At 73.3% G+C, this 20884-nt stretch carries 20 protein-coding genes; 9 read left to right on the top strand and 11 right to left on the bottom strand.

The window, feature by feature from the left end; genetic code table 11:
• Window positions 1-59: 59 nt before the first annotated feature.
• Genes ACFZAU_RS06915 through deoC form a run of 3 tightly spaced genes read right to left on the bottom strand, consistent with a single transcriptional unit; the run spans window position 60 to window position 3458 of the window.
• Window positions 60-974, bottom strand: a complete 915-nt coding sequence (locus tag ACFZAU_RS06915; protein ID WP_500551369.1) for an aldehyde dehydrogenase family protein — start codon at window positions 972-974, stop codon at window positions 60-62.
• A complete protein-coding gene (locus tag ACFZAU_RS06910) occupies window positions 967-2454 on the bottom strand; it encodes an aldehyde dehydrogenase family protein (protein WP_500551368.1) in 1488 nt (495 codons plus the stop codon). The genes ACFZAU_RS06915 and ACFZAU_RS06910 overlap by 8 nt, the downstream gene beginning before the upstream one ends.
• 8 nt (window positions 2455-2462) lie before the next feature.
• Entirely contained in the window at window positions 2463-3458 is a 996-nt protein-coding gene (deoC, locus tag ACFZAU_RS06905) for a deoxyribose-phosphate aldolase (protein ID WP_500551600.1), read from the bottom strand.
• Window positions 3459-3588: 130 nt separating this feature from the next.
• Between deoC and ACFZAU_RS06900 the strand changes: the two genes are divergently transcribed.
• The 3 genes from ACFZAU_RS06900 (at window position 3589) to ACFZAU_RS06890 (ending at window position 5876) form a co-directional block, all read left to right on the top strand.
• Window positions 3589-4176, top strand: coding sequence for a SigE family RNA polymerase sigma factor (locus ACFZAU_RS06900; protein ID WP_500459085.1), 588 nt, complete (start codon window positions 3589-3591; stop codon window positions 4174-4176).
• Entirely contained in the window at window positions 4173-5144 is a 972-nt protein-coding gene (locus ACFZAU_RS06895) for a hypothetical protein (RefSeq protein WP_500551367.1), read from the top strand. Before ACFZAU_RS06900 ends, ACFZAU_RS06895 begins: the two co-directional genes overlap by 4 nt.
• A gap of 78 nt (window positions 5145-5222) precedes the next feature.
• Window positions 5223-5876 (top strand): PH domain-containing protein, encoded by a 654-nt coding sequence (locus ACFZAU_RS06890; RefSeq protein WP_500459087.1) that lies wholly within the window; start codon window positions 5223-5225, stop codon window positions 5874-5876.
• 79 nt (window positions 5877-5955) lie between these two features.
• Here the strand turns inward: ACFZAU_RS06890 and ACFZAU_RS06885 are convergent, their stop codons facing one another.
• The 3 genes from ACFZAU_RS06885 to ACFZAU_RS06875 form a co-directional block, all read right to left on the bottom strand.
• Entirely contained in the window at window positions 5956-7686 is a 1731-nt protein-coding gene (locus tag ACFZAU_RS06885) for a phospho-sugar mutase (RefSeq protein ID WP_500551366.1), read from the bottom strand.
• 276 nt (window positions 7687-7962) lie between these two features.
• Entirely contained in the window at window positions 7963-8796 is an 834-nt protein-coding gene (locus tag ACFZAU_RS06880; RefSeq protein ID WP_500551365.1) for a purine-nucleoside phosphorylase, read from the bottom strand.
• A gap of 182 nt (window positions 8797-8978) precedes the next feature.
• The gene (locus tag ACFZAU_RS06875; RefSeq protein ID WP_499606638.1) at window positions 8979-9416 is read right to left on the bottom strand and encodes a gamma-glutamylcyclotransferase family protein; all 438 of its coding nucleotides are present in this window, start codon (window positions 9414-9416) and stop codon (window positions 8979-8981) included.
• 63 nt (window positions 9417-9479) lie between these two features.
• Here ACFZAU_RS06875 and ACFZAU_RS06870 point away from each other — a divergent pair, with 63 nt between their 5' ends.
• Window positions 9480-10928: an NAD(P)H-quinone dehydrogenase gene (locus ACFZAU_RS06870; protein WP_499606639.1), complete on the top strand. Its 1449-nt coding sequence runs from the start codon at window positions 9480-9482 to the stop codon at window positions 10926-10928.
• A 205-nt stretch (window positions 10929-11133) separates the two neighbouring features.
• On the top strand, window positions 11134-12123 hold the full coding sequence (locus tag ACFZAU_RS06865) for a DeoR/GlpR family DNA-binding transcription regulator (protein WP_499606661.1): 990 nt from the start codon (window positions 11134-11136) through the stop codon (window positions 12121-12123).
• Window positions 12124-12206: 83 nt separating this feature from the next.
• Here the strand turns inward: ACFZAU_RS06865 and ACFZAU_RS06860 are convergent, their stop codons facing one another.
• Entirely contained in the window at window positions 12207-13979 is a 1773-nt protein-coding gene (locus tag ACFZAU_RS06860; protein ID WP_500551364.1) for an acetyl/propionyl/methylcrotonyl-CoA carboxylase subunit alpha, read from the bottom strand.
• Window positions 13980-14356: 377 nt separating this feature from the next.
• On the opposite strand from ACFZAU_RS06860, the gene ACFZAU_RS06855 reads away from it, so the two are divergent.
• A complete protein-coding gene (locus ACFZAU_RS06855; RefSeq protein ID WP_499606641.1) occupies window positions 14357-14818 on the top strand; it encodes a hypothetical protein in 462 nt (153 codons plus the stop codon).
• A gap of 30 nt (window positions 14819-14848) precedes the next feature.
• Here ACFZAU_RS06855 and ACFZAU_RS06850 read toward each other — a convergent pair whose 3' ends face one another.
• The 4 genes from ACFZAU_RS06850 to ACFZAU_RS06835 form a co-directional block, all read right to left on the bottom strand.
• Window positions 14849-15460: a nucleoside triphosphate pyrophosphatase gene (locus ACFZAU_RS06850; protein ID WP_500551363.1), complete on the bottom strand. Its 612-nt coding sequence runs from the start codon at window positions 15458-15460 to the stop codon at window positions 14849-14851.
• A gap of 14 nt (window positions 15461-15474) precedes the next feature.
• Window positions 15475-15606: a morphogenic membrane protein MmpB gene (mmpB, locus tag ACFZAU_RS06845; protein WP_018561319.1), complete on the bottom strand. Its 132-nt coding sequence runs from the start codon at window positions 15604-15606 to the stop codon at window positions 15475-15477.
• Window positions 15607-15696: 90 nt separating this feature from the next.
• Window positions 15697-15903 carry an acyl-CoA carboxylase subunit epsilon gene (locus ACFZAU_RS06840; RefSeq protein WP_499606643.1) on the bottom strand — a complete coding sequence of 69 codons (207 nt, stop codon included), beginning with the start codon at window positions 15901-15903 and terminating at the stop codon, window positions 15697-15699.
• 15 nt (window positions 15904-15918) lie between these two features.
• Window positions 15919-17508, bottom strand: coding sequence for an acyl-CoA carboxylase subunit beta (locus ACFZAU_RS06835; protein ID WP_500551362.1), 1590 nt, complete (start codon window positions 17506-17508; stop codon window positions 15919-15921).
• A gap of 217 nt (window positions 17509-17725) precedes the next feature.
• Here ACFZAU_RS06835 and ACFZAU_RS06830 point away from each other — a divergent pair, with 217 nt between their 5' ends.
• From ACFZAU_RS06830 to ACFZAU_RS06820, 3 genes are all read left to right on the top strand, one after another.
• Window positions 17726-18568 carry a biotin--[acetyl-CoA-carboxylase] ligase gene (locus ACFZAU_RS06830; protein WP_500551361.1) on the top strand — a complete coding sequence of 281 codons (843 nt, stop codon included), beginning with the start codon at window positions 17726-17728 and terminating at the stop codon, window positions 18566-18568.
• A 91-nt stretch (window positions 18569-18659) separates the two neighbouring features.
• Window positions 18660-19808 (top strand): adenylate/guanylate cyclase domain-containing protein, encoded by a 1149-nt coding sequence (locus ACFZAU_RS06825; protein ID WP_499606646.1) that lies wholly within the window; start codon window positions 18660-18662, stop codon window positions 19806-19808.
• 232 nt (window positions 19809-20040) lie between these two features.
• Entirely contained in the window at window positions 20041-20844 is an 804-nt protein-coding gene (locus ACFZAU_RS06820) for an enoyl-CoA hydratase/isomerase family protein (RefSeq protein ID WP_500551360.1), read from the top strand.
• The last annotated feature ends 40 nt before the right edge of the window (window positions 20845-20884 follow it).

Below are 20884 nucleotides of genomic sequence, written 5' to 3'. Positions count from 1 at the left end.
GCCGGTCGTGCGGGCGCCGTCGTCCCCCCGGCGACGGGACGGGCCGCCGGGGGAACGGGTCAGTACGCGGAGCCGGAAGCCGCGCCGGTACCCGCGGGGTGCCAGACGGTCTTGGTCTCCAGGAAGGCCGTCATGCGGTCCGTGCCGGGCTCGGCGGCCCAGTCCACAGCCTGTGGACGGAGCACGCGCTTGAGGTTGTCCGCGGCGGCGACCTCCAGCTCCTTCGCGAGCGCGGCGTCGTCCACCGTCCCCGCCAGGTCCAGCGCGTTGACGTCCATGTGCGCCGCGAGCGTCGGCGCGACCTCGGAGGTGCGGCCGGACAGGATGTTGACCACCCCGCCCGGCAGGTCGGAGGTGGCCAGCACCTCGCCCAGCGACAGCGCGGGCAGCGGGGCCCGCTCGCCGGCCACCACCACGGCGGTGTTGCCGGTGGCGATCACCGGGGCGATCACCGAGACCAGGCCGAGGAAGGACGACTCCTGCGGCGCCACGACCGCCACCACACCGGTCGGTTCGGGGCTCGACAGGTTGAAGTACGGGCCCGCCACCGGGTTGGCGCCGCCCACGACCTGGGCGATCTTGTCCGTCCAGCCCGCGTACCAGACCCAGCGGTCGATCGCGGCGTCCACCACGGCCGCCGCCTTGGACTTCGACAGCCCCTCGGCCTCGGCGACCTCGCGCACGAACTGCTCCCGGCGGCCCTCCAGCATCTCCGCGACGCGGTAGAGGATCTGCCCCCGGTTGTACGCGGTCGCGCCCGACCAGCCGGCGAAGGCCTTGCGGGCGGCGGACACCGCGTCACGGGCGTCCTTGCGGGAGGACTGCGGGGCGTTGGCGAGCCACTTGCCCTTGGCGTCGGTCACCTCGTACACCCGCCCGCTCTCGCTGCGGGGGAACTTGCCCCCGACGAACAGCTTGTAGGTCTTGAAGACGGACAGCCGAGCCGCCTCGGTCTTTTCGTGCTTGTCAGACATCGAGGTAGGCCTCCAGACCGTGGCGGCCGCCCTCACGGCCGAAGCCCGACTCCTTGTAGCCGCCGAAGGGCGAGGTCGGGTCGAACTTGTTGAACGTGTTGGCCCACACCACACCGGCCCGCAGCTGGTTCGCGACCGAGAGGATGCGCGAGCCCTTCTCCGTCCAGATTCCCGCGGACAGGCCGTACGGGGTGTTGTTCGCCTTCTCCACGGCCTCGGCCGGGGTGCGGAAGGTCAGCACCGACAGCACCGGGCCGAAGATCTCCTCGCGGGCGACGCGGTGCGCCTGGGTGACCCCGGTGAAGAGCGTCGGCGCGAACCAGTAGCCCGCGGAGGGCAGTTCGCACGCCGGCGACCAGCGCTCGGCGCCCTCGGCCTCGCCGGCCTCGGCGAGCGCGGTGATCCGGGCCAGCTGCTCGGCGGAGTTGATCGCGCCGATGTCGGTGTTCTTGTCCAGCGGGTCGCCGACGCGCAGTGTCGACAGCCGGCGCTTGAGCGCGTCCAGCACCTCGTCCGCGACGGACTCCTGGACCAGCAGCCGCGAGCCCGCGCAGCAGACCTGACCCTGGTTGAAGAAGATGCCGTTGACGATGCCCTCGACGGCCTGGTCGACGGGCGCGTCGTCGAAGACGATGTTGGCGCCCTTGCCGCCGAGCTCCAGGGTGAGCTTCTTCCGGCTGCCGGCGACGGTGCGGGCGATCTGCTTGCCGACGGCGGTGGAGCCGGTGAAGGCGACCTTGTCCACGTCCTCGTGCGCGACCAGCGCGGCGCCGGCGTCACCGTAGCCGGGGAGGACGTTGACGACGCCCTTGGGCAGGCCCGCCTGGCGGCAGATGTCGGCGAAGAACAGCGCCGACAGCGGGGTGGTCTCGGCCGGCTTGAGCACGACCGTGTTGCCGGTGGCCAGCGCGGGGGCGATCTTCCACGCCAGCATCAGCAGCGGGAAGTTCCACGGGATGACCTGGCCGGCCACGCCCAGCGGGCGGGGGGCCGGGCCGAAGCCGGCGTGCCCGAGCTTGTCGGCCCAGCCGGCGTAGTAGAAGAAGTGCGCGGCGACCAGCGGGAGGTCGGCGTCGCGGGTCTCCTTGATCGGCTTGCCGTTGTCCAGCGTCTCCAGGACGGCCAGCTCGCGCGAGCGCTCCTGGACGATCCGGGCGATGCGGAACAGGTACTTGGCCCGCTCGGAGCCGGGCAGCGCCGACCACGACGCGAAGGCCTTGCGGGCGGCCCTGACGGCCCGGTCCACGTCCGCCTCGCCGGCCCGGGCGACCTCGGAGAGGACCTCCTCGGTGGAGGGGCTCACGGTCTTGAAGACCCGGCCGTCGGCGGCGTCGGTGAACTCGCCGTCGATGAACAGGCCGTAGGACGGGGCGATGTCGACGACGGAGCGGGACTCCGGGGCCGGCGCGTACGCGAAGGCGGAGCCCGGCTTCGGCTGCGCGGCCGGCTGGGGCTGCTGGTTCTTCTTGGTCTGTGTCATCGGAGTTCTCAGTCCACCGTCACGTAGTCGGGGCCGGAGTAGCGGCCGGTGCTCAGCTTCTGACGCTGCATGAGCAGGTCGTTCAGCAGGCTGGAGGCACCGAAGCGGAACCACTCGTTGCTCAGCCACTCTTCGCCCACGGTCTCGTTGACGAGGACCAGGAACTTGATGGCGTCCTTGGAGGTGCGGATGCCGCCGGCCGGCTTCACGCCGACCTGCACGCCCGTGGCGGCGCGGAAGTCGCGCACCGCCTCGAGCATCAGCAGGGTGTTGGCGGGGGTGGCGTTGACGGCCACCTTGCCGGTGGAGGTCTTGATGAAGTCGGCGCCGGCGAGCATGCCGAGCCAGGAGGCGCGGCGGATGTTGTCGTACGTCGCCAGCTCGCCGGTCTCGAAGATGACCTTGAGGTGGGCGGAGCTGCCGTCGGGCCGGCGGCAGGCCTCCTTCACCGCCTTGATCTCCTCGAAGACCTTCAGGTAGTGGCCGGCGAGGAAGGCGCCGCGGTCGATGACCATGTCCACTTCGTCGGCGCCGGCGGCCACCGCGTCGGCGGTGTCGGCGAGCTTGACCGGCAGCGCGGCACGGCCGGCCGGGAAGGCGGTGGCGACGGAGGCGACGCGCACGCCGGAGTCGCCGAGGGCCTCCTTGACGGTCGCGGCCATGTCCGGGTAGACGCAGATCGCGGCGACCCTGGGGGTCGTGCGGTCGGTCGGGTCCGGGTTGACGCCCTTGGCGCACAGCGCCCGGACGTTGCCCGGGGTGTCCGCGCCTTCGAGCGTGGTGAGGTCGATCATCGAGATCGCCAGGTCGATGGCGTACGCCTTCGCCGTGGTCTTGATCGAACGGGTGCCGAGGCTTGCGGCGCGGGCCTCGAGGCCGACCGCGTCGACGCCGGGCAGCCCGTGCAGGTAGCGGCGCAGCGCGGCGTCGGAGGCCGTGACGTCGGCCATCGACGCCAGCCGGGCCGCGGCGTCGGGGCCGTGAGCGGGAACAGTGGTGGGCATGGTCACCAGACCAGCATATCTACGCGCGTAGCGAATGTCACCGTCACGGACGGATCCGTCCGGCCCCTTACGGGGGGCCCGGCAACCGAATCGGCGGAACCGGTGGTCTGGTGGGTGAAGGGGGTCATCGATGAATCCAGACGACGAGGCGGAGTTCCAAGGCTACGTCCGCGCCAGATGGGCCCATCTGGTCAGGACCGCCTACCTGCTCACAGGTGACGGGCATCACGCGGAGGACCTGGCGCAGACCGCGCTGGCCAAGGCGTACCGGTCCTGGCGGCGGGTGCAGCGCAGCGACAACCCGGACGCGTACGTGCGGCGGATCCTGATCAGCTGCAACAAGGACCGGTTCCGCAAGAAACGCGTGGCCGAACGGCTCACGGACGTACCGCCCGAGGGCGCGGGGGCCGATCCCACGGCGCGGGTGGCGCAGCGCGAGGAGCTGCTCGCCGCCCTCGGTGAACTGCCCGCCCGGCAGCGGGCCGTGGTCGTGCTGCGGTACTGGGACGACCTGTCCGAGACGGAGGTGGCCCACGCCCTGGGCTGCTCGGCCGGGACGGTCAAGAGCCAGGCGGCCAGGGGCCTGGCCAAGCTGCGGGCCCGGCTGGGCACGGCCGTGACGGCCGGGGAGCCCGTCGGCGCGGGGGCCGGCGCGGCGAGGCGGCCGGGGCGCTGGGGCACGGCGAAGGACACGAAGCTCGAAGGAGGGGCCCGATGAGGGACACGGGAGACACGACGGGGCACGGCCCCGCGGACGGCGACACGGAGTTCGAGGCGCGGCTGCGCGAGCTCCTGGAGGAACAGACGGACGGACTGCACACGCACGAGGCGCCCTACGCCACGATCGTGCGGCAGGGCAGGACGGGCCGCAGACGCCGGGTGTTCGCCGCCGGGGCCGGGCTGGCGGCACTCGTCGTGGTGCCCGGCACGGCCGTCGCGATGCACTACCAGCCGGGCGGCGGTTCGGCCGCCCTGCCGGGTCAGGACGCCCGGCCGTCGGTGCGGGCGAGCGCCGGCTCTCCGCACCCGTCCGCACCGGTGCGCACGAGCGCGGCACCGAGCGGGCCGGCGGCTCCGGTCACACCGGGGCAACTCGCCGACGGGATCACGCTGGAGCGGGCGGCCGAGGCCCTGGAGGGGTGCCTCGCCTTCGACGCGCAGCACCAGCAGGCGGACTCGCCCGCCGCACAGGAGCTCGGGAAGCCCGAGGACTACCGGGTGCTCCTCGCGCTGAACGCCACCGGCGACATGAACTCACCCGGCGACGGCATCCGGGTGGTGGCGGTCGGCACCCCCGGCGGCACGCCGGTCCGGCTGATCTGCACGGACAAGGGCGGGGAGACGCAGGGCGTGAACGTCAGCTCGGGCGACACCTCCGACCCCGGCCGCGGGCCCGTCGTGCCGGACGACAACGCCTACCGGCTCTACAAGCAGGACACCGCCACCGGCCCGGGGCTGCCGTACCGGTTCCCCTTCCGCTGGGGCAGCGTCGGCACGGTCGAGCCCGGCGTCGCCAAGGTCACCGTCTCCTGGGGCGGCGTCACGCAGCAGGCAGCGCTCGACCACGGGTACTTCGCCGCGACGGGGGTCCTGGCCCAGGCGGAGGACGCGCTGCCGCACATCAAGGGCTACGACGCGGGGGGCAAGGTCGTCTACGACTCCGCGCGGGACAAGGCGTACGAGTGAGCGGTCGCTGACGCCGATGCACTAACGCAACCTCCGCCCCGCGGGGCGCAGGCGCGGGGTCAGGCACAATCTGATCTCATGACGAGCTCCGAGAATCCCGCCCCCGAACCGCAGCCCGACCCCGGGCAGCCGAAGTACGCCGAGCGTTCCTACCGCTCGGCGGCCGGCGTCGCAGGCGGCGTGCTCATGCTCGCCATCACGCTGTGGCTCGGCATCGACGCCGTCGTCCGCGGCACGGGGAACACGCCGTGGGTGGCCCTCGCGCTGATGCTGCTGATCGTGCCGCTGGTCGTCGCGTTCACCCTGCGTCCGGTCGTCCGGGCGGGCGACGACCGGCTCGTGGTCCGCAACCCCTTCCGTACCGTCACCGCGTCCTGGGGCGCCGTGGAGGGGCTGCGCTCGGGGTACTCGACCGAGCTGTTCGCGGAGGGCAGGAAGTACCAGCTGTGGGCGGTCCCGGTGTCGATGCGGGCCCGCAAGCGGGCTGCGCGGGCCAAGTCGCGCGCCGCCGCCGCGGGGGACCCGGGCGCGACGCTGGGGTCCCGTCCCGGGGGCCCGGACACGAGCCGGGCCTGGTCCGACCGCGTCGTCGACGAGCTGCGCGAGCTCGCGGAGCGGCACGGCGGCCGGGAGGGCGCGCCCAGCGAGGTCACGGTCCGCTGGGCCTACGAGGTGATCGCCCCCGCGGTCGCGGGAGTGGTCGTGCTGATCGTGCTGCTCGCCATCGGCTGAGCCGGCGGACGGGGCGAGGACGGCGCCCCGGCCGTGCCCCGGGTGGGCACGACCGGGGCGCCGTCGCTCCGCGGGGGCGTCAGGGCCGTGCCGCGGCCTCGTCGCCGGGAAGCCCGGCGGCCGTCGCGAGGTCGGCCTTGACGGCCGCCAGGACCTCGGCGGCCTGGGCGCGCACGGCGGCCAGGCGGTCGGCGCCCGGCACGGGCAGCACGACCTCCAGGTAGCACTTCAGCTTGGGCTCGGTGCCGCTCGGCCGCACGATCACCCGGGCCGACTCCACACCGGCGCCCGGTGAGCCGGCCAGCCGGTAGCGCAGGCCGTCGGTGGGCGGTAGCTCCGCGCTGCCCTTGGCGAGGTCCTCGGCGGAGTCGACGGCGAGACCGGCCAGTGAGCTGGGCGGCCGCTCGCGCAGCCGGCTCATCGCGTCGTCGATCACCGACAGGTCGGCGACCCGCACCGAGAGCTGGTCGGTGGCGTGCAGCCCGTACTCCAGGGCGATGTCGTCCAGCAGGTCGGGGAGGGTGCGGCCCTTCGCCTTGAGCTCGGCGGTCAGTTCCGCCACGGCCAGGGCGGCGGTGACGCCGTCCTTGTCGCGCACGCCCTCGGGGTCGACGCAGTAGCCCAGCGCCTCCTCGTACCCGTAGCGCAGGCCCTCCACCCGGGAGATCCACTTGAAGCCGGTCAGGGTGTCGGCGTAGGGCAGCCCCGCGCGGGCGGCGATGCGCGACAGCAGGGAGGAGGAGACGATGCTCGCCGCGAAGGTGCCGTCGGCCCGGCGGTGCACCAGGTGGGTGGCGAGCAGCGCGCCGACCTCGTCGCCGCGCAGCATCCGCCAGCCGCCGTCGGCGGCGCGGTCCGGCACGGCCACGGCGCAGCGGTCGGCGTCGGGGTCGTTGGCGATGACGATGTCGACACCGGGGCCGAGCGCACGGGCCGCGGCGAAGGCCAGGTCCATCGCCCCCGGCTCCTCCGGGTTCGGGAAGGCGACGGTCGGGAAGTCCGGGTCCGGCTCGCCCTGTTCGCCGACGACGTGTGGAGCGGGGAACCCGGCCCGCACGAAGGCGGCGGTCAGCACGTCGCGGCCGACCCCGTGCAGGGGGGTGTAGACGACCGAGAGGTCGCGCGGGGTGTGGCGGTCCACGACCGAGGCGGCGCGGTCCAGGTAGGCCTCGACGACCTCGTCGCCGAGGACCTCCCAGCCCTCGTCCGCGAGCGGTACGCCGGCCAGCGGGCCGACCGCGGCGATCTCGTCGGCGATCCCGGAGTCGGCGGGCGGGACGATCTGCGAGCCGTCGCCCAGGTAGACCTTGTAGCCGTTGTCGCGCGGGGGGTTGTGGCTCGCGGTCACCGCGACCCCCGCGACCGCGCCCAGGTGGCGGACGGCGAAGGCCAGCACCGGCGTCGGCAACGGACCTGGCAGCACGGCCGCCCGCAGGCCCGCGCCGACCATGACGGCGGCGGTGTCGCGGGCGAAGTCCACCGACTTGTGGCGGGCGTCGTGACCCACGACGACCAGACCGTCGCCCCGGCCCTGCGCCTTGAGGTAGGCGGCGAGACCGGCGGCGGCCCGGATGACCACGGAGCGGTTCATGCACATCGGGCCCGCGCCGACCTCCCCGCGCAGCCCCGCGGTGCCGAACTGCAGGGTGCCGGCGAACCGGGCCGCGAGGTCGTCGGCGGCCGCCGTGTCGCCCGACTCGACGGCCGCGAGCAGGGCCTCCAGCTCGGAGCGGGTGTCGGGGTCCGGGTCCTCGGCCAGCCAGGTGCGTGCCTGAGGGACCAGCTCCGCGTTCTCGCTTGCGCTTGCCACGTGATGCTCCTGCGATGTCTCGGTCTTCGGTGCCGCCCGCGCCCCGCGCGGGTCGGCCTGGGCCCATGGCCCGTCATGCCCGCGACAGGTACCACAGCGGGAGGCCGCGCGGCGGGATCCCGTACGGCACGGCGGCGGGGCGGTGCGCCGTGACGGGTGCCGTCCGGTCACCTCCCCGTAGGGCGCCTTCCCCAACCAGGGTGCGGGCACCCCCCTGATCGCGCGCGGTCTGCCGGCGCGGGTGCGCCGGCCCGCCCGACGGGGGTGCGGGGCGGGTCAGATCCGCTCGAGCACCTGGGCGAGCAGGCTGCCCATCCGCGCGGCGGAGTCGCGGCCGGCCTCCAGGACCTCCTCGTGGTTCAGCGGCTCGCCGGTCATGCCCGCGGCGAGGTTGGTCACCAGGGAGATGCCGAGCACCTCGGCGCCCGCCTCACGCGCCGCGATGGCCTCCAGCGCGGTGGACATGCCGACGAGGTCGCCGCCGATGACCCGGACCATGTTGATCTCGGCCGGGGTCTCGTAGTGCGGGCCCGGGAGCTGGACGTAGACGCCCTCCTCCAGGGAGGGGTCGACCTCCTTGCACAGGGCGCGCAGCCGCGGCGAGTACAGGTCGGTGAGGTCGACGAAGTTGGCGCCGACGATCGGGGAGGCGCCCGTCATGTTGATGTGGTCGCCGATCAGCACGGCCTGCCCGGGGCGGTAGGTGGTGCGCAGCCCGCCGCAGCCGTTGGTCAGGACGACGGTCTTGCAGCCGGCGGCGACGGCGGTGCGCACGCCGTGAGCGACGGTGGCGACGCCGTGGCCCTCGTAGTAGTGGTTGCGGCCGAGGTAGACCAGCGCCCGCTTGTCGCCGATCCGCACGGAACGCACCTTGCCGGAGTGCCCGGCCACGGCCGGCGGCGGGAAGCCCGGCAGCTCGGTCACCGCGAACTCGTACTCGGCCTCGCCGAGGGCGTCGGCGGCAGGCACCCAGCCGGAGCCCATGACCAGGGCGACGTCGTGGGTCTCGCCGCCGGTCAGCTCGCGCAGGCGGGCGGCGGCTGCCGTGGCGGCGGCGTACGGGTCGCCCAGCGGGCTGCGGGCGGCGTGGGGAGTTGCGGAAGAGTTCACGCGGATGAGAGTAGCCGGTTATCTCCTACGCGCGTAGACGTCCCAGGTCACGGTCTGCGAAATTTCGGAGGATCAGCCGATTGACGGGGCCCGCGGGGCCACGGGGGCCGCTGTGCCGCGCCCTTCGCCGTACCGGCCGCGGTACCGCCGGCGGTGTCGCCGCCGGGTCGTGTGCCGGAGCGTCAGCAGGGCCGCTTGCGCAGTTCCATCACGTAGTCGTGCGGGGCGCCCGCGGACTCCGCCGCGTCCGCGATCTCGCCGAGGTAGCGCGCGGAGGGCAGGCCGCCCTCGTAGTCGTTGAGGACGTAGATCCACGCGGGCAGGTCGCCGTCGAGGGTGTGCACCCGCACCAGGTGCCGCCGGTAGATGCCCAGCGGGACGCCCTCCCAGCGGTCCACCGCCTCCTCGTCGACCGGGGCGATGTCGTAGAGCCCGACGAAGACCTGGTGCAGCGGATCCTCCACCAGGGTGGCGAGCGCGCCCTCCCAGCCCATCTGCTCGCCGCCGAAGGTCAGCCGCCAGCCGCTCAGCCACCCGGTGCCGCGCAGGGGCGAGTGGGGGGCGCGGCGCGTCATCAGCCGGGCGTCGAGGTTGCCGGCGTAGGCGGCGTAGAGCGACATGGTCATGAGAGTACGACAGTGGGGCACCGCCCCCGTAAGTGATCACTTGGCGCGTGCGGGACAATGGGGTACGTGACTCGGATCGTGATCATTGGTGGCGGACCCGGCGGATACGAAGCGGCCCTGGTGGCCAGCCAGCTGGGCGCGGAGGTGACCGTCGTCGACTGCGACGGTCTGGGCGGGGCTTCGGTACTCACGGACTGCGTGCCGTCGAAGACCCTGATCGCGACGGCCGAGGTGATGACCACCTTCGACTCTTCGTACGAGGAACTGGGCATCATCGTGGCGGACGACACACCGCACATCGAGCAGGCCGCCCGGGTCGTCGGCGTCGACCTCGGCAAGGTGAACCGACGGGTCAAGCGCCTCGCGCTCGCCCAGTCCCACGACATCACCGCCTCCGTCACCCGTGCGGGCGCCCGCGTGATGCGCGGCCGCGGCCGGCTGGAGGGCATGCAGGCGATGGACGGTTCCCGCACCGTCGTCGTCGAGGCGGCCGACGGCACCTCCGAGACCCTCACCGCCGACGCCGTGCTGATCGCCACCGGCGGCCGCCCCCGCGAGCTGCCCGACGCGAAGCCGGACGGCGAGCGGATCCTCAACTGGACTCAGGTGTACGACCTGGAGGAGCTCCCCGAGGAGCTCATCGTGGTCGGCTCCGGCGTGACCGGCGCCGAGTTCGCCGGCGCGTACCAGGCGCTCGGCTCCAAGGTGACGCTGGTCTCCTCCCGCGACCGCGTCCTGCCCGGCGAGGACCCGGACGCCGCCGCAGTCCTGGAGGACGTCTTCCGCCGCCGCGGCATGAACGTCATGGCCCGCTCGCGCGCCGAGGCCGTCAAGCGGGTCGGCGACCGCGTCGAGGTCACCCTCTCCGACGGCCGGGTCATCACCGGCAGCCACTGCCTGATGGCGGTCGGCGCCATACCGAACACCGGCGCCATGGGCCTGGAGGGCGCGGGCGTCAAGCTCAAGGAGTCCGGCCACATCTGGACCGACAAGGTCTCCCGCACCTCGGCCCCGGGCGTCTACGCGGCCGGTGACGTCACGGGCGTCTTCGCGCTCGCCTCGGTCGCGGCCATGCAGGGCCGGATCGCGATGTACCACTTCCTGGGCGAGACGGTCGGCCCGCTCGACCTCAAGACGGTCTCCTCCAACGTCTTCACCGACCCCGAGATCGCGACCGTCGGCTACACCCAGGCCGACGTCGACGGGGGCGTCATGGACGCACGCGTCGTCAAGCTGCCGCTGCTGCGCAACCCGCGCGCCAAGATGCAGGGCATCAGGGACGGTTTCGTGAAGCTGTTCTGCCGTCCGGGCACCGGCATCGTGGTCGGCGGCGTGGTCGTCTCGCCGCGCGCCAGCGAACTCATCCACCCCATCTCGATCGCGGTCGACAACAACCTGACCATCGAACAGATGGCGAACACCTACACGGTCTACCCCTCGCTGTCGGGTTCGATCGCCGAGGCGGCACGGCAGTTGGCGACCCGCAAGGCGGCAGGAGAGCTCTAGGACGACACGGCCCGGGCACGGCCCGGGGTGTGCGGCACCGGCGCGCCCCTTCGTCACCGAAAGGGATGCCGTCGCCTATATAGCACGGGGCGTCCGGCCATGCGAACAACTTCTGTTAATCGGTGCAAACTGCTGATAGCAGACGGTCATTGGCGTTACTGTCAGTTTCGTGTTCGCAGCAGAACGTCGCCAACTGATCCTCGAAATGGTGCGTGCCAACGGAGCGGTCTCGCTCCGTGAGCTCGCCCGTGTCGTCCAGACCTCGGAAGTGACCGTACGGCGTGACGTGCGGGCGCTGGAGGCAGAAGGACTGCTCGACCGCCGGCACGGCGGTGCGGTGCTGCCGGGGGGCTTCACCAGGGAGTCCGGCTTCCCGCAGAAATCCCATCTATCGACCGCGGAGAAGACGGCGATCGCCGATCTCGCGGCCGGTCTCGTCGAGGAGGGCGAGGCCATCGTCGTCGGTGCCGGCACGACCACCCAGGAGCTGGCACGCCGGCTCGCCCGGGTGCCGGGGCTGACCGTCGTCACCAACTCCCTGCTGGTGGCGCAGGCCCTGGCGCACGCGAACCGGGTCGAGGTGGTCATGACCGGTGGCACGCTCCGCGGCTCCAACTACGCGCTGGTCGGCAGTGGCGCCGAACAGTCCCTGCAGGGACTGCGGGTGTCGCGGGCCTTCCTGTCCGGGGCGGGACTGACCGCGGAACGCGGGCTGTCCACGTCCAACATGCTCTCCGCCAGCGTCGACCGGGCCCTGGTCCAGGCGGCGGCGGAGGTCGTGGTCCTGGCGGACCACACCAAGCTGGGCACGGACACCATGTTCCAGACCGTGCCGACGGACCTGATCACGCATCTGGTCACGGACGAGCCCCCGGCGGGCGACGACCGCGCCGCCACGGAGCTCCAGGCGCTGGCCGACCGCGGTGTGCAGGTCGCCGTGGCGTCGACGGACGGGGCGGACAACGGGATGTCCCACGGGCGGCAGCGACGGGAGATGCCGCCCGTGCCCGGACCCCGGCGCCACCAGCACCCCTCCGGCAACTACCCGGGCGGTGCGGCCCCCGGCGAGCCGCGCGCCAGGGCCGCCGGCCAGTCGGTCGGCGGCGTGTCGGGGATGGGCCCGCTGCGCACCGCCCAACTGGCCGGGGATCAGCAGGCCGCCCGGATCGCCGACCTGGCGCCGCGCAGACGCTAGCCCTGCCGGCGGAACGCCGCGGGCCCCGGCCGGTTGTCCGGCCGGGGCCCGCGGCGTTGGTGCTGCCGTCCGCGGAGGGCGGGTCAGTCCTTGATCTCGCAGAGGAGGGCGCCCGAGGAGACGGAGGAGCCGACGTCCGCGGTGAGGCCCTTGATGGTGCCGGCGCGGTGCGCGTTGATGGGCTGCTCCATCTTCATCGCCTCCAGCACCACCACGAGGTCGCCCTCGTTGACGTGCTGGCCCTCCTCGACGGCGATCTTGACGATCGTGCCCTGCATCGGGGACGTCAGGGAGTCGCCGGAGGCCGCGGAGCCGGCCTTCTTGGTGGCGCGGCGCTTGGGGCGGGCACCGCCGGCGGCGGCGGTGCGGGCCAGGGTCATGCCCAGCGAGGCGGGCAGGGAGACCTCCAGGCGCTTGCCGCCGACCTCGACGACCACGGTCTCGCGACCGGGCTCGGTGTCGTCCTCGGCGTCGGCCGGGGCGGCGAAGGGCTTGATGTCGTTGACGAACTCGGTCTCGATCCACCGGGTGTGGACGGTGAACGGTCCGGTCTTGCCGTTGACCTCGGGAGCGAACGCCGGGTCGACGACCGCCGCGCGGTGGAACGGGATGGCGGTGGCCATGCCCTCGACCTGGAACTCGGCAAGGGCGCGCGCGGCGCGCTGCAGGGCCTGCTGCCGGGTGGCACCGGTGACGACGAGCTTGGCGAGGAGCGAGTCCCAGGCCGGGCCGATGACGCTGCCGGTCTCGACGCCCGCGTCCAGGCGGACGCCCGGGCCGGTCGGCGGGTCGAAGCGGGTGACGGTGCCCGGGGCGGGCAGGAAGCCCCGGCCCGGGTCCTCGCCGTTGATGCGGAACTCGAAGGAGTGGCCGCGCAGCGGCGGGTCGTCGTAGCCGAGTTCCTCGCCGTCGGCGATGCGGAACATCTCGCGTACGAGGTCGATGCCGGTGACCTCCTCGGTGACCGGGTGCTCGACCTGCAGACGGGTGTTCACCTCCAGGAAGGAGATGGTGCCGTCGGTGCCGACCAGGAACTCGCAGGTGCCGGCGCCGACGTAGCCGGCCTCCTTGAGGATGGCCTTGGACGCCGCGTAGAGCTGGGCGTTCTGCTCCGGGGTGAGGAAGGGCGCGGGGGCCTCCTCCACGAGCTTCTGGTGGCGGCGCTGCAGCGAGCAGTCACGGGTGGAGACGACCACGACGTTGCCGTGGGAGTCCGCCAGACACTGGGTCTCCACGTGCCGCGGCTTGTCGAGGTAGCGCTCGACGAAGCACTCGCCGCGGCCGAAGGCGGCGACGGCCTCGCGGACCGCCGACTCGTACAGCTCGGGGACCTCGTCCAGGGTGCGGGCGACCTTCAGGCCGCGGCCGCCGCCGCCGAAGGCGGCCTTGATCGCGATCGGCAGGCCGTTCTCGCGCGCGAAGGCGACGACCTCGTCGGCGCCCGAGACCGGGTCCGGGGTGCCGGCGACGAGCGGGGCCCCGGCGCGCTGGGCGATGTGCCGCGCCGCGACCTTGTCGCCGAGGTCGCGGATGGCCTGCGGCGGGGGGCCGATCCAGGTGAGCCCGGCGTCCAGGACGGCCTGGGCGAAGTCGGCGTTCTCCGACAGGAAGCCGTAGCCGGGGTGGACGGCGTCGGCCCCGGACTCGGCCGCGGCCGCCAGCACCTTGGAGATGTCCAGGTAACTGGTGGCCGGGGTGTCACCGCCCAGCGCGTACGCCTCATCGGCCACGCGCACATGCAGCGCGTCCCGGTCCGGCTCCGCGTAGACGGCCACGCTGGCGATCCCGGCATCCCGGCAGGCACGGGCGACGCGGACTGCGATTTCACCGCGGTTGGCGATGAGCACCTTGCGCACGATGGCTCCCTCCTTGAAACAAGCAGAGTTTAGGTACTGGCGACACTTCGTGCCGAGGCACCCCTGGGGGTGAGCTTGCCCACACGGAGGGTGATACGGGCCCCCAATCGAGACCCGGATGCCTAGGCTTCCTACGGTAAAGCCCTATTTATCCCGGTGCTTGTGGCCCTGGGGTGTGGGCCGGGTCACCGCCCTCCACCGTGACCGACGTGGCGCTTTTTTTGTGGGAACTCCACGAAGGCCCGGGTAAATCTTTGCCGGACCGGCGCCCCATACGGGTGGTGCCGCGCGGACTCTTGCCGCAACTCCTACCCGTTAGTAGCGTTCGGCCCACGAAATACCGCCGGTAATAGGGGTACTGGGACAGGGGGCGCGCAGTGCGCAGAAGTGTCGCCGTGGTGGCGGCCGTGTTGCTGATCCTGGAGGCGTTCGGCTTCGCCTTCGTCAACTGGATCATGGGCATCGTCGTACGCCACCAGAAGATGTCCCTGGCCGGGCTCGACCCCGGCGCGATGGCGATGGGCGCGTGGGCGGCCGGGGCGGTGATGGCGCTCTTCCTCATCGGCTGCGCGGTCGTCCTCGTCCGCATGGCGCAGCGCGACCGGGCCCCGGGCCGCTTCGGCCGGCTCCTGCTCGTCGTGTGCGCGGTGACCCACGGGGTCCTGGGCGCGGGGCTGGCGGCCCCGGTGGGCTGGGCCGCGTTCGCGGGGCTGATGGTGATCCTGGGGTTCGTGGTGCTCGCCCTGGTGCTCTACGCGGGGGAGACCCCGGCCTCCGGACCGGGCGACGAGCCCGGCGGGAGCACGCCCCCGCCGCCCGTCACCCCCGCGGTGGCCTGACCGTACGTCCGTACGGGCCGCCCGGCCGGCTCAGACCCAGAAGTCGGTGATGCGCAGGTCCAGCTCGGCGAGGAGACGGCGCAGCAGCGGCAGCGAGATGCCGATGACGTTGCCGTGGTCGCCCTCGATGCCGTCGACGAACGGCGCCGAGCGGCCGTCCAGGGTGAAGGCGCCCGCCACGTGCAGCGGCTCGCCCGAGGCGACGTAGGCCGCGACCTCGTCGTCGTCCGGGGTGCCGAACCGCACGGTGGTGGAGGCGGTCTCCGAGACCCGGCGCCCGGTGGCGAGGTCGATGACGCAGTGCCCGGTCCGCAGCACGCCGGAGCGGCCGCGCATGGACTTCCAGCGGGCCGTGGCGTCCTCGGCGTCGACCGGCTTGCCCAGCGCGACCCCGTCCAGGTCCAGGACGGAGTCGCAGCCGACGACGACCTCGCCGCCGGAGAGCCCCGCGGCGACCGCGGAGGCCTTGGCCTCGGCCAGTACCCGGGCCAGCTCGGCGGGGCTGCCGGCGCTGATCGCGTCCTCGTCGACACCGCTGACGACGACCCGCGGGTCGAGCCCGGCCTGCCTCAGCAGGCCCAGGCGCGCGGGGGAGGCGGAGGCGAGGACGAGCGGGCGGGGGCTGCGGCTGCTGTCGGTCATGCCCGTCATCGTAGTCAGCAGCGCCAGGCCACCAGGGCCGTGATCAGGGGGACGGCGACGGCGATCACGAGCATCGCGCGGCGCAGCATCGCCTGCGCCTGCCGCATCTCCTCGGGGGGTTCGTCGGACGGGTCTGACCACAGCATGCCGTCCAGGTTGCGCCGTGCGGAACGCCCGCGCCTGAGTACGGATACTCAGGCGCGGGCGGGCAAACGGACCATTTCCGTCCGGCCGGGTCAGTGCGGCCAGTACGTGGCGCGCCAGGACACCGGCGCCGGGCGCGGCATCCGGCCGGGGACGTTGCGCGCGGGGGAGGCCCACTCGTCGGCGTTCCGCGGGCCGTCGGCGGGCCCCGCGGCCGCCGCGGCCCGGGCCTGGACGAGGGCCACGACGGCCGCCAGCTCCTCGGGGGTCGGGTTGCCCCGTTCGACCTTGATCACCATGACAGGGCGGGCTCCTTACAGGGGGATGTTGCCGTGCTTCTTGGGGGGCAGGCTCTCGCGCTTGTTGCGCAGCGTCCGCAGCGCCTTCACCAGGTGCATGCGGGTCTCCGACGGCAGGACGACCCCGTCGACGTAGCCGCGCTCCGCGGCGACGTACGGGTTGAGCAGGGTGTCCTCGTACTCCTGCATCAGCTGGGCGCGCAGCGCCTCGGCCTCCTCCGGGGAGCCCGCCTCGGCCAGGGTGCGGCGGTGCAGGATGTTGACGGCGCCCTGGGCGCCCATGACGGCGATCTGGGCGGTCGGCCAGGCCAGGTTGAGGTCGGCGCCGAGGTGCTTGGAGCCCATGACGTCGTAGGCGCCGCCGAAGGCCTTGCGGGTGATGACGGTGATCAGCGGCACCGTGGCCTCGGCGTAGGCGTAGATCAGCTTGGCGCCGCGCCGGATGATGCCGTTCCACTCCTGGTCGGTGCCGGGCAGGAAGCCGGGGACGTCGACGAAGGTGACGACCGGGACGTTGAAGCTGTCGCAGGTGCGGACGAAGCGCGCCGCCTTCTCGCTGGCGTCGATGTCCAGGCAGCCGGCGAACTGCATCGGCTGGTTGGCGACGACGCCGACCGGGTGGCCCTCGACCCGGCCGAAGCCGGTGAGGATGTTGGGCGCGAACAGCGCCTGGGTCTCGAGGAACTCGCCGTCGTCCAGGACGTGCTCGATGACCTGGTGCATGTCGTACGGCTGGTTCGCCGAGTCCGGGATCAGGGTGTCGAGCTCGAGGTCCTCCGCCGACACCTCCGTCTCGGCCTCCTGCGGGAAGGCCGGGGCCTCCTGCAGGTTGTTGGACGGCAGGTAGGACAGCAGCGCCTTGACGTACTCGATGGCGTCCTTCTCGTCGCCGGCCATGTGGTGCGCGTTGCCGGAGACGGTGTTGTGCGACCGGGCGCCGCCCAGCTCCTCGAAGCCGACGTCCTCACCGGTGACGGTCTTGATGACGTCCGGGCCGGTGATGAACATGTGCGAGGTCTGGTCGACCATCACCACGAAGTCGGTGATGGCGGGGGAGTAGACCGCGCCGCCCGCGCAGGGGCCCAGGATGAGCGAGATCTGCGGGATGACGCCGGAGGCGTGGGTGTTGCGGCGGAAGATCTCGCCGTACAGGCCCAGCGAGGTCACGCCCTCCTGGATGCGCGCGCCGCCGGAGTCGTTGATGCCGATGACCGGGCAGCCGGTCTTCAGCGCCCAGTCCATGACCTTGACGATCTTCTCGCCGAAGACCTCGCCGAGCGCGCCGCCGAACACGGTGAAGTCCTGGGAGAACACCGCCACCGGGCGGCCGTCCACGGTGCCGTAGCCGGTGACGACGCCGTCGCCGTAGGGGCGGTTCCGCTCCAGCCCGAAGTTGGTCGAGCGGTGCCGGGCCAGCTCGTCCAGCTCGACGAAGGAGCCCTCGTCCAGCAGCAGTTCGATGCGCTCACGCGCGGTCAGCTTGCCCTTCGCGTGCTGCTTCTCCACCGCGCGCGCCGAGCCGGCGTGGGTCGCCTCGTCGGTACGGCGGCGCAGGTCCGCCAGCTTGCCCGCGGTGGTGTGGATGTCGATCTCCGGCTCGGCCATGGGAGGCGGCTCTCCTGCTCTCGTCGGGTCGTGCTGAGGGTGTGACGTGACTGGCGAGTAATGCTGTTTTCGTAGCGTAACCGCGCGGATGCTGCCCGGTCAGTGCGGCGTTGGCCACACTCCACTTCCAGGGTCCGCCCTGCGGGCCGCCGCGTCGTCCCGGACCCTTCAGGGCCGCGTCCACGGCGATCCGGAGGGCAGACCCTAGGCTGGACACATGACCTCGAACCGCTGGTCCGACCTCGAGCGGCCGCCGCTCAACGCGGCCTCCCTGCGCCGCGCGATCGTCACCCCCGACAGCCTGTGGACCGACCTGGACGTGGTCGACTCCACCGGCTCCACCAACAGCGACCTGGGCGCCCGGGCCCGGGAGGGCGCCGTCGAGGGCGCGGTCCTGGTCGCCGAGGAGCAGTCCGCGGGGCGCGGCCGGCTGGACCGCCAGTGGCAGGCCCCCGCCCGCTCCGGGCTGTTCTTCTCCGTGCTGCTGCGGCCGACCGCCGTGCCGCCCCGGCACTGGGGCTGGCTGCCGCTGCTGGCCGGCGTCGCGACCGCCACCGCCGTGGCGCGGACGGCGGGCGTGGACACCGGGCTGAAGTGGCCCAACGACGTGCTCGTCACCGTCGACGGCGAGGAGCGGAAGGCCGGCGGCATCCTCGCCGAGCGCGTCGGCGACGACGCCGTGGTGATCGGCATCGGCCTCAACGTCACGCTCCGCGAGGAGGAACTGCCGGTGCCCGCCGCGGGCTCCCTCGCCCTCGCCGGGGCCAAGGCCACCGACCGCGACCCGCTGCTGCGCGCGGTGCTGCGCGCGCTCGCCGAGTGGTACGGCGAGTGGCTGCGCGCCGGCGGCGACCCGGCGGCCTCCCGGCTCCAGCAGGCGTACGCCGCCGGCTGCGTGACGCTCGGCCGCACCGTACGCGCCGAACTCCCGGGCGGGGCCGAGCTCAGCGGGCGCGCGGTGGCCGTCGACGAGGACGGACGGCTGGTCGTCGCGACCGACGAGGGCGAGCGGGCGGTCGGCGCGGGCGACGTCGTCCACGTGCGCCCGGCGGGAGAGTGAGCCAGACCACACCTGCCGTATGGTTGAGGCGGCAGCCTCCGGCGCGGTGATCGGAAGGGCCGGTGCGCAGGGACCCAGGAGGGGGCGGGCGGTGACCGTGGACGACGCGAGCGGCCTCCCGCCGCACGAAGGGCCGGGCGGGCCACAGGGCGGGCAGCCGGAACGCGAGGAGCGTGAAGAGCCCGAGGAACGGGGCGGATCGGCCCGCGCGCACGCCATCGAAGAGGACCCGATCGCGCTCCGCCTGGAGCACCTGATCCTCGGCTCCGGACGGCACTACACGCCCTTCCAGGCGGCCCGCAGCGCCGGCGTCTCCATGGACCTCGCGGCCCGGTTCTGGCGGGCGATGGGCTTCGCCGACATCGGCCAGGCCCGCGCGCTGACCGAGGCCGACGTCCTGGCGCTGCGCCGGCTGGCAGGTCTGGTCGAGGCCGGGCTGATCAGCGAGAGCACGGCGATCCAGGTCGCCCGGTCCACCGGCCAGACCACGGCCCGGCTGGCCGAGTGGCAGACCGACTCCTTCCTGGAGGAGCTGACCGAGCCGCCCGAACCCGGCATGACCCGGGGCGAGGTGGCCTATCCGCTGGTCGAGCTGCTGCTGCCGGAGCTGGAGGAGTTCCTCACGTACGTGTGGCGACGTCAGCTCGCCGCCGCCACCAGCCGGGTCGTCCGCTCGGACGACGAGGAGGCCGTGGACCGCCGGCTCGCGGTCGGCTTCGCGGACCTCGTGGGCTTCACCCGGCTCACCCGCCGGCTGGAGGAGGAGGAACTCGGCGAACTGGTCGAGGCGTTCGAGACCACCGCCGCCGACCAGGTGGCCGCGCACGGCGGACGCCTCATCAAGACCCTCGGTGACGAAGTGCTGTTCGTCGCGGACGACGCCGGCACCGCCGCCGAGATCGGCATGCGGCTCATCGAGACCATGAACGGCGACGAGACGATGCCGGCGCTGCGCGTCGGCATGGCCTTCGGCACCGTCACGACCCGCATGGGCGACGTCTTCGGCACCACGGTGAACCTGGCGAGCCGGCTGACCTCGATAGCGCCCCGGGACGCGGTGCTCGTCGACGGCGAGCTGGCGCAGGCGCTCGTCGCGGCAGGCGAGGCACCCGAGTCGGAGGCGGAGATCGTGCCCGGCTCGGAGGAGAAGTACCGCTTCGGGCTGCAGCCCATGTGGCGGCGGCCGGTGCGCGGTCTCGGCGTCGTCGAGCCCTGGCTGCTGAGCCGCCGGGGCGGCTGAGTCCGGCGAGCGGCCGCTCCCGGGAGAGCACCGCGCGCGGCTGCCGGGTCCGGGCGGACCATGTGGTCGTCCGCGCCCACGCCGAGCCCGGCAGGCATGTCGGTCTCGGCGCCGCGGGCGGTCGGCCCGGCACCCGTGGTACCCGGGGAGCATGACGTCGGGGACGGGCGCGCCCACTACGCTGGCGGTCGACGTTCACGATCGTTAACAGCGACCCGGAGGTGGCGGCGCGATGGCCGAGCAGCGGTTTGGCGAGTGGGTGGCGGTGCGCAGGCACGGTGACGCCGGGCGGGTGGCGGAACTCGTGCTGGACCGGCCCAAGGCGATGAACGCCATCTCGACGGACATGGCCCGGTCGCTCACCGAGGCGTGCGCGGCGCTGTCCGCTGACCGCTCGGTCAGCTGCGTGGTGCTCACCTCGACCCACGAGCGGGCGTTCTGCGTGGGCGCCGACCTGAAGGAGCGCAACTCCTTCACCGACGCCGACCTCGCGCGGCAGCGCCCGTACACCCGGGCCGCCTACACGGCCGTGCTGGAGCTGCCGGTGCCGTCCATCGCCTCGATGCACGGCTTCGCCCTCGGCGGCGGCTACGAGCTGGCGCTGGCGTGCGACGTGATCGTCGCGGACCCGACGGCCGTCGTGGGGCTGCCCGAGGTGACGGTCGGCGTGATCCCCGGCGGCGGCGGCACGCAGTTGCTGCCGCGCCGGGTGGGCGCGGCGCGGGCGGCCCAGCTGATCTTCACCGGGCGCCGGGTGCCCGCGGCGGAGGCGCTGGCGCTGGGCCTGGTGGACGTGCTCGCCGAGGAGGGTCAGAGCCGCGCCGAGGCGCTCGCGCTGGCCGCCCGGATCGCCGCCAACTCGCCGGTGGGCCTGCGGGCGGCCAAGCGGGCGCTGCGGCTGGGCCAGGGCACGGACCTGCGCACCGGTCTGGACGTCGAGGACTCCGCCTGGCGCACGGTCGCCTTCTCCGGCGACCGCGCCGAGGGTGTCGCGGCGTTCAACGAGAAGCGCGACCCGGTGTGGCCGGGTGAGTGATTGACGGGGAAAACGACCGTGCCGCCGGTACGTGACGTGC

The sequence above is a fragment of the Streptomyces sp. NPDC008238 genome (assembly GCF_042956445.1).
In the GTDB taxonomy this organism is placed as follows: Bacteria; Actinomycetota; Actinomycetes; order Streptomycetales; family Streptomycetaceae; genus Actinacidiphila.
This window is presented reverse-complemented; position numbering and strand designations above follow the sequence as displayed.